Annotated in this window: 11 protein-coding genes; 2 read left to right on the top strand and 9 right to left on the bottom strand. The window is 64.2% G+C overall.

Annotation, left to right across the window (positions count from 1 at the left end; all coding sequences use genetic code 11):
• Nucleotide 1: 1 nt before the first annotated feature.
• The 7 genes from V7D81_RS07920 to V7D81_RS07890 form a co-directional block, all read right to left on the bottom strand.
• Nucleotides 2-844, bottom strand: a complete 843-nt coding sequence (locus V7D81_RS07920; protein WP_324315610.1) for a symmetrical bis(5'-nucleosyl)-tetraphosphatase — start codon at nt 842-844, stop codon at nt 2-4.
• Nucleotides 845-956: 112 nt separating this feature from the next.
• A complete protein-coding gene (apaG, locus tag V7D81_RS07915) occupies nt 957-1,340 on the bottom strand; it encodes a Co2+/Mg2+ efflux protein ApaG (protein WP_324315609.1) in 384 nt (127 codons plus the stop codon).
• Nucleotides 1,341-1,426: 86 nt separating this feature from the next.
• A complete protein-coding gene (locus V7D81_RS07910) occupies nt 1,427-1,858 on the bottom strand; it encodes a universal stress protein (protein ID WP_324315608.1) in 432 nt (143 codons plus the stop codon).
• A gap of 64 nt (nt 1,859-1,922) precedes the next feature.
• Nucleotides 1,923-2,714, bottom strand: a complete 792-nt coding sequence (gene rsmA / locus V7D81_RS07905) for a 16S rRNA (adenine(1518)-N(6)/adenine(1519)-N(6))-dimethyltransferase RsmA (RefSeq protein ID WP_324315607.1) — start codon at nt 2,712-2,714, stop codon at nt 1,923-1,925.
• Nucleotide 2,715: 1 nt separating this feature from the next.
• The gene (pdxA, locus tag V7D81_RS07900) at nt 2,716-3,708 is read right to left on the bottom strand and encodes a 4-hydroxythreonine-4-phosphate dehydrogenase PdxA (protein WP_324315606.1); all 993 of its coding nucleotides are present in this window, start codon (nt 3,706-3,708) and stop codon (nt 2,716-2,718) included.
• Nucleotides 3,709-3,754: 46 nt separating this feature from the next.
• Entirely contained in the window at nt 3,755-5,062 is a 1,308-nt protein-coding gene (locus V7D81_RS07895) for a peptidylprolyl isomerase (protein WP_324315605.1), read from the bottom strand.
• A gap of 82 nt (nt 5,063-5,144) precedes the next feature.
• Entirely contained in the window at nt 5,145-7,289 is a 2,145-nt protein-coding gene (locus tag V7D81_RS07890) for an LPS-assembly protein LptD (protein ID WP_324315604.1), read from the bottom strand.
• A 252-nt stretch (nt 7,290-7,541) separates the two neighbouring features.
• Between V7D81_RS07890 and V7D81_RS07885 the strand changes: the two genes are divergently transcribed.
• Nucleotides 7,542-8,591, top strand: a complete 1,050-nt coding sequence (locus tag V7D81_RS07885) for an aminoglycoside phosphotransferase family protein (protein ID WP_324315603.1) — start codon at nt 7,542-7,544, stop codon at nt 8,589-8,591.
• A complete protein-coding gene (murU, locus tag V7D81_RS07880) occupies nt 8,588-9,253 on the top strand; it encodes an N-acetylmuramate alpha-1-phosphate uridylyltransferase MurU (RefSeq protein ID WP_324315602.1) in 666 nt (221 codons plus the stop codon). Before V7D81_RS07885 ends, murU begins: the two co-directional genes overlap by 4 nt.
• A gap of 3 nt (nt 9,254-9,256) precedes the next feature.
• Here murU and V7D81_RS07875 read toward each other — a convergent pair whose 3' ends face one another.
• On the bottom strand, nt 9,257-9,937 hold the full coding sequence (locus tag V7D81_RS07875) for a Fe2+-dependent dioxygenase (protein ID WP_324315601.1): 681 nt from the start codon (nt 9,935-9,937) through the stop codon (nt 9,257-9,259).
• Nucleotides 9,938-10,024: 87 nt separating this feature from the next.
• Complete coding sequence (locus tag V7D81_RS07870) at nt 10,025-12,322, bottom strand: TonB-dependent receptor (RefSeq protein ID WP_324315600.1); 2,298 nt, start codon at nt 12,320-12,322, stop codon at nt 10,025-10,027.
• Between the last annotated feature and the right edge of the window lie 114 nt (nt 12,323-12,436).

Here is a 12,436-nt window from a genome sequence, read left to right as displayed (position 1 = left end):
TTCACTCGTTCCCGGGCGACAGGCCCGAAGAACTGCACGGCACCATCACGGGCGGCTCGCGTCGATCGAGCCGCACGGCGCACAGGGAACTGCCCCAGACGCAGCCGGTGTCGATGCTCAGGACGCCGTCGCCATCGTGATAGCCCAGTGCCGACCAATGGCCGCATACGATGCGCAGATTGTGCGAACGGCGTTGCGGTGCACGGAACCACGGATAGAGATGTGACGGCGCGTCTTCGAGCGTGCCCTTGTACGTGAGATCGAGTTCGCCCCCGGCCGTGCAGAAACGCAGGCGGGTGAAGCAGTTCGTAATGAATCGCAGGCGCTCGAATCCCTGCAGATCCGCCGACCAGCGATCGGGTCGATCGCCGTACATGTGGGCGAACAGATCGCGGGCGGTGCTGACGGTACGCAGCGCATTCTCCAGCTCGCGCGCACAGCTACGCGCCGTGTCGAAGTCCCACTGCGGCGGCAGGCCCGCATGAATCATCGTGTAGCCGAGCGTGTCGTCGTGGTGCAGTAGCGGCCGCAGTCGCAGCCATTCGAGCAGCTCGTCGCGATCCGGTGCGTCGAGGACCGGCTGCAGGGTGTCTTTGCGTTTCAGCTTTTCCGTCGGCGACAGCGCGACGGCGAGCAGATGCAGGTCGTGATTGCCGAGCACGGTGACGGCGGCATCGCCGAGCGCCCGCACTTTGCGAAGGACATCGAGCGATCGCGGACCGCGGTTGACGAGATCGCCCACCAGCCAGAGCTTGTCGCGAGCGGGATCGAAGCGGATGCGCTCCAGCAGTTCCTCGAACTCGTCGCAGCAGCCCTGGATGTCGCCGATGGCGTAGGTGGGCATGACGGAGGAGGCTACGGGCTACAGGCTACAGGCTACAGGCTACAGGCAACAGCTGGAGAGGAGCGAGTCCGGCTCGGGCTGTAGCCTGTCGCCTGCAGCCCGTCACCTTTCGTCAATGCAGCAACCCCGGTATCGCCAGCCTCACCGGAGCGATCGGCGCGTCGAAATGCGCGCCGTCATCGGCAACCATCTGGTAGCTGCCCTGCATGGCGCCGACCGGGGTTTCCAGCACGGCGCCGCTGGAGTAGCGGAAGCCCTGACCGGGCAGCAGGTAGGGCTGTTCGCCGACGACACCTTCGCCGCGGACTTCCTTCACCTTGCCGTTCGCATCGGTGAATACCCAGTGACGGGTCATCAGTCGGGCGGGGACATCGCCTTCGTTGCGGATCGTGATGGTGTACGAGAACACGTAGTGGCTCTCGTCGGGCTTCGACTGATCGTCGACGTAGTTGGTGCTGACGTCGACGCGGATCTTGTGGCGGCTCGGATCTGTCATGGCGTTGGGCGAATGGGGCGGCGCGGGCATTGTAGCAGCGCGCACCGCGGAACCCCGCCATCAAATCCGTGCCGACGCGCGGGGCTTTATGTAATCCGTACCGCCAGCACGTCGCAGGGCGCCGCGTGCAGGATCGTGTCTTCGGTGAAGTTCAGCAGAATCGCGAGACCGTGACGTTCGCGGCTGCCGAGGACGATCAGATCCGCGCCGAGTTTCTGTGCCGCGCGCACGATCTCTGCCTTGATGCTGCCGGTCTCGACCAGGCGCGGCGCCTGCGACAGCGCCAGCGTCTCGGCGAGTTCCGCGAGTTTGGTCCTGGCGCGATCGACCAGTTCGCTCTCGATCTGCACCGTCGGCAGCAGCGCCTCGCCCATGGGCTCCACGGGAACGTACTCGACCACGTGCAGCAGCGTGATGTCGGCGTCGTAGCATTTGGCGATGGCTTTCGCCCGTTCGCCCACCAGCCGGCTGTTATCCGAAAGGTCGACGGCCAGCAGGATCTTCTTGTACCCGTTCACGGCGGCTCTCCTGATGTTGCGGTTGTGGGCGCAGCAAGGAGTATAGGGCCGGCCGGCGCGCTGATCAGCCGGGATTTTTCCCGGGGCGTTCGGCCAGCGCAGCGAACTGCGCCGGTGCGATCACTTCCGCGCGTGCGCCTGGATCGACGCCGGCGGCGCGAATCTGTTCTTCGTCGAGCAGCGACCGCAACGAGTTGCGCAGCGTCTTGCGTCGCTGCGAGAACGCCGCGGCGACGATCCGGGCAAACCGGTCAGGATCGGCAACGGCAAAGGGCGGCGACTCGTGCGGCAACAGTCGCACGACAGTCGACATGACGCGCGGCGGCGGGCGGAAGGCGCCGGGACCGATGTCGAACAGCGGTTCGATCCGCAGCCAGGGCGCCAGCATGACGGAGAGTCGTCCGTAGGCGTCATCGCCCGCACCGGCGGCCATGCGATCCACCACTTCCTTCTGCAACATGAAGTGCATGTCGCGGATGCGATCGCGCTGGCCGATGAGATGGAACAGCAGCGGCGTGGAAATGTTGTAGGGCAGATTGCCGACCAGGCGCATCGGCTGCTCATGCAGTGGTCCGAAATCGAACTCGAGCGCGTCGGCTTCGTGGATTCGCAGTTCGCCGCGCCGTGCATCCGCGCCGGCCGTGGCTTCGCGCAGATGGCGAATGGCGTCGCGGTCGATCTCGACGGCGTCCAGGCGTTTCAGTCGTTGCAGCAGGGGCAGCGTGATGGCGCCGAGACCGGGACCGATCTCGACCATCGGATCGTCGGGCTTGGGATCGATGGCTGCGATGATGCGGGCGATGATGCCGGGGTCATGCAGAAAGTGCTGCCCGAACCGTTTGCGTGCAACGTGCATGTCAGGCGTCGGGCCGGGCCGGCTGCACGATGTCGATCGCCATGGCAATGGCGGCGGCGAGACTGCCGCTGTCGGCCTTGCCGGTGCCTGCGAGCGCCAGGGCCGTGCCGTGATCGACCGAGGTGCGGACGATGGGCAGGCCCAGCGTCACATTGACGGCGTCGCCGAACCCCGCGTACTTGAGCACCGGCAGCCCCTGGTCGTGATACATCGCGAGCACGGCATCGGCCTGTTGCAGTTGATGCGGCGTGAAGGCGGTGTCTGCCGGAACCGGACCGATGAGTTGCAGTCCCTCGCGTCGCAGGGCTGTCAGCACCGGCGAGATGACTTCGATTTCCTCGCGACCGAGGTGCCCGCTTTCGCCGGCGTGCGGATTGAGTCCGCAGACCAGGATGCGCGGCGCCGCCAGATGGAATCGCCGGCGCAGATCGTGATCGAGAATGCGCAGTACCTGCTCCAGCAGTGATGGCGTGATGGCGGCGCTGACGGCGTTGAGCGGCAGGTGCGTGGTGACCAGCGCGACCCGCAGCGTGGGGCAGGCGAGCATCATGACGGGCAGCGGGGCGCCGGTGCGCTCCGCCAGATATTCCGTATGACCGGAGAAGGGAATGCCGGCGTCGTTGATGATGCTCTTCTGCACCGGTGCAGTGACCATGGCATCGAAGTCGCCGCGCAGGCAGCCGTCGGCAGCGAGATCGAGCAGCCCAAGCACGTACCGTGCGTTGGCGACGTCGAGCTGACCTGCACGCACGGCGGCAGTCACTGGATGATGCAGTACCCGGAGGATGCCGGCGCGCGCCGGAACGTTTTGCGGCAGGTCGTGACGCTCGATCCGGAGGGGCAACTGCAGTCGCTGCGCGCGTTCCTGCAGCAGATCGGCGTCCGCCGCGACGATCAGTTCGCAGGTCCAGTCCCGTTGTGCAATCTGCAGACAGAGATCGGGGCCGATCCCTGCAGGCTCGCCGGAGGTGACGATGAGGCGCGGCGGTCTCATGAAAGAGCGGCGAAGGTCATCGCCCTCGCGGATGCCGTTGCCGCCGTCACATCCTGTAGTCGACGAAAGCTTCGTCGCGCAGGCGACGCAGCCACAGTTCGGTTTCTTCTTCCGCCTTCGACTCGCGCAGCTGGGCATACACCTGCTGACGCTGCTTGTCCTCGGTGACGTCGTGAGTGCGGCGGCCGAGGAGCTGGATGATGTGCCAGCCGTACTGGGTGCGGAACGGTTTGCTGATCTCGTTCTCGCTCAACGCATCGAGCTGCTTTTCGAATTCCGGTACGAATGAGCCCGGGCCGGCCCAGCCCAGGTCGCCGCCGTCCGGAGCAGAACCGGGGTCCTTCGAGGTGACCGCAGCGATGGCAGCGAAATCCTCGCCTTTCAGGACGCGGGCGCGAATGTCGTTGAGGCGCTGTTCGAGCGTCTGATCGTCTTCCAGTTCGTTGGGAGTGAGCAGGATGTGACGGGCATGCACCTGCGTCACCACGGCCTGCTGCGTGCCGCCGCGGGTTTCGTTCAGGCGGAACAGGTGGAAGCCGCTCGGCGTGCGGATCGGTTCGGAAATCTGGCCGTCCTGCATCTTCACGATCTGCTCGGCCACGATCGACGGCAGCTGCGAGCCCTTGCGCCAGCCCAGCGAACCGCCCTCGATGTTGGTCGTGCTGTCGGAGTAGGTGAGGGCGAGCTGCGCAAAGTCTTCGCCGGCCTTGGCCTTTTCGTAGGCCTCCTGCATGCGCTTCTCGCGCGACTCGATCTGTTCCGGTGTGGCGGTCACCGGCACCGACACGAGAATGTGGGAGATGTTGTATTCGGAATTCTGGTTCGGCGCGTTCTTGGCGCGGGCCATCGCCTGCTCCATTTCGCGCGGCGAGATGTTGATGCGCGCGATCACATCGCGCTGGCGCAGCATCTGCAGCGTCATCTGGCGACGGATCTCGTCGCGGTAGTCGCGATAGTTGATGCCCTGCTGTTCGAGCATGCGCGGCAGGTCGGGGAAGGCGATGCCATTGTTGCGCGCGATGTTCTCGAGTGCGCCGTTGAGCATTTCATCGGAGATCTGCAGGCCGAGCTTGTCGGCGCGCTGGATCTGGATTTCTTCGACGACCAGCCGTTCCAGGATCTGACGGCGCAGCACGTTGCGCGGGGGCAATTCGGTGTTCTGCTGGCGCAGGCGCGCGGTGATTTCCTCGGTCTGCTCGTCGAGCTGGCTGTTGAGGACCACGCCATCGTTCACCACGGCCGCGATGCGGTCGAGCGGCACGCCGCTGGTGGACAGGTCGCGTGTCTGTGCAAACGCGCTGCCGCACAGCAGCAGGGACAACGCCAGCGAAGCAGCGGAGAAGAGATTTTTCATGGGTATCGGTCGGTCGGATTACGTGGCGCACGCAGCGGGCTGCGACGCGGTCTGAGACTCGATCGGGTGCAATATCAACGGCTTAGTCCTGCTCGCCCGGTCGGTTGATCGAGTATCCCCGAATCGACCGTTCCAGGAAAGCATCCGCGCCGACTCCGACACTGGAGAGTCCGTTAAGTTCAAGCTGCACCAGGAAGCTGGTATCGACATCACCGTCGCGGTTGCTGACGTAGCGTCGGCCCACGAAGCGCAGTCGCCAGCAGCACGAGCGGTATTCGAGACCGGCGAACTGATCCAGCGTCTTCTCGTCTTCCAGCGAATAGACCATCCGCGCATAGGCGCCCCAGCGCTCGCCGACCGGCCACGCCACCGAGCCGTCCACCTGCTCGATGTTGCCGCGCCGGAAGCGGTAGCCGAGATTGGCGACGCGGTCGAAGTTCGGGCGGTACTGGAGATTGATGTCGCCTTTCTCGGAGCGGGTCTCGCCCGGATCCCACTGGATGCCGGCGCTGACGTTCCAGTTCTCGAAGGCCGTGAGTTCGAGTTCGGCGACGATGTCCGAGGACTCCGTGTCGTCCATCGTTTCGCCGGGCAGCGTCACCAGCGGCGGGTCGAAGTAGATGGCCTGACCGACCGTGCCGGAGATGAACTGCTGTCCCGTGGCCGAATCCAGCAGTCGCGACGTGAAGCCGATGCTGACCTGATTGGCGTTGCCCAGGCGATCGGCGCCGACGAAGCGGTTGGTGCGGAACAGTTGCACGGGATTGAGGTCGGGCGCGCCGGTATCGAAGACCGGCAGCGCATCCTGATTGCGGTAGGGCACGTACAGATAGAGAAAGCGCGGCTCGAAGGTCTGCAGCCGTTTGCCGCCCGGACCCCAGTTCTTTTCGAAGGCGACGCCGCCGTCGACGCTCAGGATCGGCGCGGAGCGGTGCGGCGTGCGGTCGATGCCCGGCGCCGTGTCGTCCAGATCGTAGGCCGTATAGCGCCAGCTCGCGGCGGGTTCGAGGTACAGGCCGGCGCCGCGCAACGGCATGCGGATTTCCGGAGCGATGTCCATGCGCAGGCCGGTGACGCCGTCGTCGCGCAGGAAGTTCGAGATCTCGCCGTCGAAGTTCAATGTCAGGCCGAACGGCTGCCCGGGCGCGTGCGCATGAACCGCGAGCTGCGGCAGCAGCGTGTACGGGCGGTCGAAGTCGTCGATGGTCGTGTCGATGATCTGGAAATTCTGCGCCAGCAGGGACGCGAACCAGATGTCGTCGAGATAGATCAGGTTGGCGGCGCGATTCAGATAACTGACGCTCGTGCCTTCGGGGCCGAGACCGAAGTCTTCGAACCAGCGGCTGTCGCTGACGTCCGCGGCATCGATTTCGAGGCGTAGATGCCGGCTGAAATCGGACTGATCGACGAAATGCGCCAGCAGGCGCGAATCGCCGAACTCCTGATCGTCGGGCAGGTAGTCGGCCGTGAACGTGCCGCGACCGAACGGCGAGAGATACCGGAATTCGGTGTCCAGCCGCGCGCCGCGCTTCGAATACCACGTCGGCAGGAACGTGGCGTCGTATTCGGGCGCGATGTTCCAGTACCAGGGCGCGCCGATTTCCGTGCCGCTGCGCGAGGAGGTGCCGAAGCTCGGAAACAGAAAGCCGGTCTTGCGCTGGTCGCTCACCGGAAAGGAAATGAAGGGCGTGTACAGGATCGGGACACCCTTGAAATCCAGGCGCACGTTGCGACCGGTGCCCATGCCGGCCTCCTGGCTGATGTCGATGTCCGAGGCTTTCAGGATCCAGTCGTCGTTGCCGATCGGGCAGGTGGTGTAGCGGACATCGTCCAGATTCAGTTCACCCTGCCGGTTGGCATGAATGCGCGCGGCCGAGCCGCGGGCGGGTTGCGCCGGCAGTTCGAACTGGGCGCCTTCGAAAGTGACTGAACCGTCGGGATCGAAGTCCGCGCCGCTGCCCTGGACCTTCATGCCCGGATCCGAATAGGTGACGGGACTGCGGGTCGAGAACTTCCGGGTCTGCGGATCGTAGGTGGCGTCGGAGGTCTTGATCTCGCGATGGCCCTGCCTGATGCCGACATCGCCCTTCAGGTCCCACTGTCCGTCGCGCGTGGCCTCGAAGCTGTCCATTTCGAGCTGAATGTCGGACTGCGTATCGTCCGCAGCCGCGGTCTGCGCGACCGGCGCCGATTGCAGCTTGACCGGCTCCGGGCAGTCTGCACTCATGACGGGACCGGGCACGGCCCAGGCACCCGACGCGGTCAGCATCGTCAGCGCGCGAAGGTGACGAAGAAGTGCATGGTTTGTCGTACGTGGGCCCGGCATCGTCCGCGATTATAATTACGGCGTCTCCCCAGGTTTCAGATTATTTGGGTCTGGTCGCAGCAGAGTTTCAGTGCGTCGCGTTCGCTCGTGGCCGCGCCGATCATCTGTGCAACGCGAAGTCACGAAGCAGAGGATTCATGAGCAGGTGCATCCGTGAGTAATGGCGTCGGTGTCGAGCCGTCCGATCGGCGACTCGAACAACTCAAGCAATGGCTGTCGGTATTGTTCGGATCGCGCGATTTCGCCATCGCGCCGGCTTCTGCCGATGCGAGCTTCCGCCGCTATTTCCGCGTCAGCCGCAATGGACAGACGTGGATCGCGATGGATGCGCCGCCGGAGAAGGAAAACATCGAGCCCTACATCCGCGTCGCGAACATGCTGGTCGCGGCGGGCGTCAACGCGCCGCACATCCTCGAAACCAACCTCGCCGAAGGGTTTCTGCTGAACTCGGATCTCGGCGGCCGGACGTACCTGGCCGAGATCGACGGCGGCGGCGATGCGGATCGTCTGTATCACGACGCGATGGACGCGCTGGTGCAGATCCAGGCCAACGGGCGCGAGCACGCCGTGGAACTGCCCCCATATGACGATGCGCTGCTGCGGCGTGAAATGACGCTGTTCCCCGAGTGGTTCTGCGGCACTCATCTGAAACTGACGTTCGATGCTGCGGCCAGCGCGAATCTGCAGCGCGTGTTCGATGCACTCGTGGCGGAAGCCCTGGCCCAGCCGCGGGTGTTCGTTCATCGCGACTATCACTCGCGCAATCTGATGGTGGGCGGCGGCAAGCTCGGCGCCAATCCGGGCATCCTCGATTTCCAGGATGCGGTCTACGGTCCGGTGACTTACGACCTCGTGTCCTTGTTGCGCGACTGCTATGTCGCCTGGCCCATCGAGCGCGTACATGGCTGGGTGACCCGTTTTCGCGAAGTCGCGCGAGCGGCCGGTGTCGACACGGGATCGGACCAGAAGGCGTTCCTGCGCTGGTTCGATTTCATGGGCGTGCAACGGCATCTCAAGGCCATCGGCATTTTTGCGCGCCTGTGGCATCGCGACGGCAAGCCAGGCTATCTGAATGACATTCCGCGCACGCTGAACTACGTTCGCGTCGTCAGCGGCAGCTATCCCGAACTGCAGTTCCTGCGCGAGTTCATCGATGAGCGCGTCATGCCGCAGCTGAACCAGGCCGCGTCCGCATCCCGATGAAGGCGATGATCCTGGCCGCGGGACGCGGCGAGCGCATGCGACCGCTGACCGACACGGTGCCGAAACCGCTGTTGCCGGTCGCCGGCAAGCCGCTCATGCAGTACCACATCGAGGCGCTGGCCGCGGCGGGCATCACGCAGATCGTGGTCAATCTCGCCTGGCTCGGCGGATCCATTCGCGACGCGCTGGGAGATGGTGCTCGCTTCGGTGTGCAGATTGCCTACAGCGACGAGGGCGATGCCGCACTCGAAACCGGCGGCGGGATTGTCGAGGCATTGCCCCTGCTGGGGCCGGAACCGTTCCTGGTGGTGAGCGGCGACATATGGACCGACTGCCCGCTGTCGCGCGTCGCCCGCAGCCTCGGCAGCGGTGACGCGGCTCACTTCGTGATGGTGCCCAACCCGGATTTTCATTCCCGCGGCGACTTCGCGCTCGCGGAGGGCCGTCTCGTCACCGCCGGCGAGCGGTTCACGTACGCCAACATCGGCGTTTTCCGCGGCGAATTCTTTGCGGGCTGCAGTCGCGGTCGCTTCCCGCTCGCACCGCTGATGCGCGAATGGATCGCAAAAGGCCGGGTCAGCGGCGAGTTGTATCGCGGGCGCTGGCGTAACGTCGGCACGCCGGCGCAACTGGCCGAACTGGATGCCGAGCTGACCCGCTGAGCGCTACACCTCGGCCCAGCGACGCAGCAGGTTGTGATACACGCCGGTCAGTTGCACGGCGCTGGGGTGATTGGGCGAGTCGCGGTTCAATCGCTGGATGGCCTGGTCCATGTCGAACAGGATCGTGCGCTCGGCATCGCCGCGGATCATGCTTTGAATCCAGAAGAACGAAGCGACGCGCGCGCCGCGCGTGATCGGCTGCACCTTGTGCAGGCTGCTGGCCGGATACAGGACCATGTGACCTGCGGGCAGCTTGACGCTGTGCGGCCCGTAAGTGTCTTCGACGATCAGTTCCCCGCCGTCGTATTCCTCCGGTGCCGACAGGAACAGCGTGGCCGAGAGATCCGTGCGTACGCGATGCAGTGTGCCGCGGATCTGGCGCACGGCATTGTCGACGTGGATGCCGAACGACTGTCCGCTCCCATAGCGATTGAACAGCGGCGGGAAAATCTTCAACGGCAGGGCAGCGGAAACGAACAGAGGGCTGTGTTCGAGCGCGGCGATGATCATGTCCCCGAGCTTGCGTGCGAGCGGAGTGCCTTCCGGCAGCTGCACGTTGTCCTTGGTGCGCGAAGACTGGTGTCCGGCAGTGACGCGACCATCGATCCACTCGGCGCTGTCCATCTGCTGGCGGGCGTCGGTGACCTGTTGGGCCGTCAGAACGTCTGGAATCGCGATGATCATGGTGTGCGTCTGCGAAAGATGTCGGCACTATAAATGGAAAAAAGCCCTGCCCGCGAACGGACAGGGCTTTGTCTCCGGACAAAACGATCAGAAGTTGCCGTTGATCGTCAGGATCGCATTGCGGGCCGCGCCTGGAGTGGCCCAGCCGTTGTTGCGGATGCGCTCGTAGTACTCCTTGTCGGTTGCGTTGTTGATGTTGAGCTGCAGACCGAGCTTGCGATTGAAGTCATAGCCGACCATCAGTCGATGCACGAGGTAGTCCGGCGTCTTGTAGAGCACGGCGGCGTTGTTGTTGAGATAGACCTCACCCTGGTAGGTGGCGCCATAACCGAACGTGAATCCATTCCACACATACGTGGTCCACACGCTGGCGGAATGCTTGGGAACGCTGGTCAGCGGATTGCCCTTCTGGGGATCGGCTCCCTGTCCCAGGGCGTAGTCCGAGACGCTCTGCAGCACTTCGCTGTCCAGGTACGTGTAGTTCGCGAAGATGCCCCAGGCGTTGGTGACGTTGCCTGCCGCACCGAGCGAGAGCCCATCGACGCGTGCGCGACCATCGAGCTGCTGCTCGCCGGAGGGATTGTCTGGGTTGAGCGGATCGGACACCTTGTAGTTCTGTCGATCGTTGCGGAAGACCGCGGCTGTCAACGCCAGTCGATCATCGATCAGGTCCCACTTGGTGCCCAGTTCGATATTGATCGCGGTTTCCGGATCGGCATCGCAGTTGGCATTGCCTTGCAGCTGGCCGGTGTTGCTGGTCGTCTGCACCGGCTGACACGCCCCGTTCACCGACGCCTTGGACGGCGTCTTGCTGTTGGCGTAGGAGAGATAGATCGTGCCTGCTTCCACGGGCTTGAAGGTCAGAGCCGTCCGATACGAGAAAAGGTCATCCGAGTTCTCTGCAGGCCGGCTCGCCGTGACGGCGCCGTTGGTCGCGACGCTGGTCGCATAGGTGCTGCCCTCGTTGTTTTCATAGCGCGCGCCCAGCGTCAGCCACCATTGCGGCGTGAACTTCAGCGTGTCGAACAGGTAGACGGCACGGTTGTCGAGTTCACCGTCCGTCGTGCCGGACACGATGAAGTTGACGGGGCCATTCCAGGTCGAATCCGGGTTCGCGATGCTCTTCGGCGGCAGGGGTACGCTCGTGCCATCGGCGTTGCGCAGCGAGTTGCCGGAGATCAGGTCGTAGGTCTCGTGCGTGAGCGCCAGGCCGATGACCAGGTCGTGATCGATGTAGCCGGCGCGGAAGCTCAATGTCGCGTCGGTCTGGTTGTAGAGGATGGTATTGCGGCTGTCGCGCGTATTACCCGCGGGGCCGGCCTGCGTGAAAATGCCGGGAGTGGCGCAGGCGTTGCCGTTGGACACATTGATGCCGCTCGACAGGCACCACGTTCCCTGCGGCGGCGTGACGCGCGTGAGCTGATCGATCTGCGACCAGCGGGTCAGATTGCGGATCGCGAAGCCTTCGCTGAAGTCATGATCGATGACCGACGTCAGCGAGTCGACCGTGATCTCCTGCTCGTCGAAGTTGTGAAAGCCGTAGTAGTTGCTGGAATCGGCTTCCGGCAGCGGCCCGTTGTTGTACGGGTTCTGGAAATACGGCACGCCGTAAGAAGGAATGTTGTCGTCCTTCTGATGCAGATAGCTCAGCGTGAAGCGCGTATCCGAGCCCAGGCCGAAGGCGATCGACGGCGCGATGCCCCAGCGTTTCGCTTCCTCGTAGTCGCGGCCCGGGATGTCGTTCTGATGCGCCATCACGTTCAGGCGCACCGCCGTGCCGTCGTTGATCTGGTGGTTCACGTCGCCAGTCGCGCGGACATAGCTGTCGGTGCCGCCGCTCGCGGAGAAGCGGTTGAAATCGCCCTGGCCTGCGGCTTTGCTCACCAGGTTGATCGTGCCGCCGACCGAGCCGGCGCCCGAGAACACCGAATTCGCGCCGTTGACCAGTTCCACCGCTTCGAGATTGAAGTTGTCGCTGCGGGTGTACTGGGCGCTGTCACGCACGCCATCGATCGTCATGTCGGCGTTCGCACTGAAGCCGCGCAGATTCACGCTGTCGCCGTAACCGCCGCCGCCTTCGCCGGCGCCGAAGGTGATGCCGGGCAGGGTGGTCAGCACGTCGCGCAGGCCGACGAGCGATTGCTGGTCCATCACCTCGCGATTGACGATGGTGACGGTCTGCGGCGTATCGCGCAGCAGCTCCGTGTACTTCGGCGAGGAGACCGTCTCCGGCTTGTACGACTCCTCCTCAGCGCCGACGGAAATTTTCGGCAGCTGCTGAGCGTTGGTCGTTTCGGCTGCATGGGATTGCATTGCTGCGGTCTGCAGTGTCGCGAGGATTGCGGCCGCCAGCGGCGTACGCCGCGACAGGTTCGAGATGCGCATCGAAATAAGCTCCCTGAATTATGTGATTGCAGGACAGCTGGCGATGGCTTGCCGTCACGATGCTTGCGAGAAACGCTGAGCGTTGCGACTATAAGTGAGAAACGTTCTCATTTG

It is taken from the genome of Povalibacter sp., assembly GCF_036735925.1.
In the GTDB taxonomy this organism is placed as follows: domain Bacteria; phylum Pseudomonadota; class Gammaproteobacteria; order Steroidobacterales; family Steroidobacteraceae; genus Steroidobacter.
Note: the sequence above shows the minus strand (reverse complement) of the source record. Positions and strands in the feature narration are given on the sequence as shown.

Excerpts from the sequence above, each read along its gene's own strand:
- V7D81_RS07920 (WP_324315610.1), bottom strand. The coding sequence starts at position 844 with ATGCCCACCTACGCCATCGGCGACATCCAGGGCTGCTGCGACGAGTTC.
- apaG (WP_324315609.1), bottom strand. The coding sequence starts at position 1,340 with ATGACAGATCCGAGCCGCCACAAGATCCGCGTCGACGTCAGCACCAAC.
- rsmA (WP_324315607.1), bottom strand. The coding sequence starts at position 2,714 with ATGCACGTTGCACGCAAACGGTTCGGGCAGCACTTTCTGCATGACCCC.
- pdxA (WP_324315606.1), bottom strand. The coding sequence starts at position 3,708 with ATGAGACCGCCGCGCCTCATCGTCACCTCCGGCGAGCCTGCAGGGATC.
- V7D81_RS07895 (WP_324315605.1), bottom strand. The coding sequence starts at position 5,062 with ATGAAAAATCTCTTCTCCGCTGCTTCGCTGGCGTTGTCCCTGCTGCTG.
- V7D81_RS07890 (WP_324315604.1), bottom strand. The coding sequence starts at position 7,289 with ATGAGTGCAGACTGCCCGGAGCCGGTCAAGCTGCAATCGGCGCCGGTC.
- murU (WP_324315602.1), top strand. The coding sequence starts at position 8,588 with ATGAAGGCGATGATCCTGGCCGCGGGACGCGGCGAGCGCATGCGACCG.
- V7D81_RS07875 (WP_324315601.1), bottom strand. The coding sequence starts at position 9,937 with ATGATCATCGCGATTCCAGACGTTCTGACGGCCCAACAGGTCACCGAC.
- V7D81_RS07870 (WP_324315600.1), bottom strand. The coding sequence starts at position 12,322 with ATGCGCATCTCGAACCTGTCGCGGCGTACGCCGCTGGCGGCCGCAATC.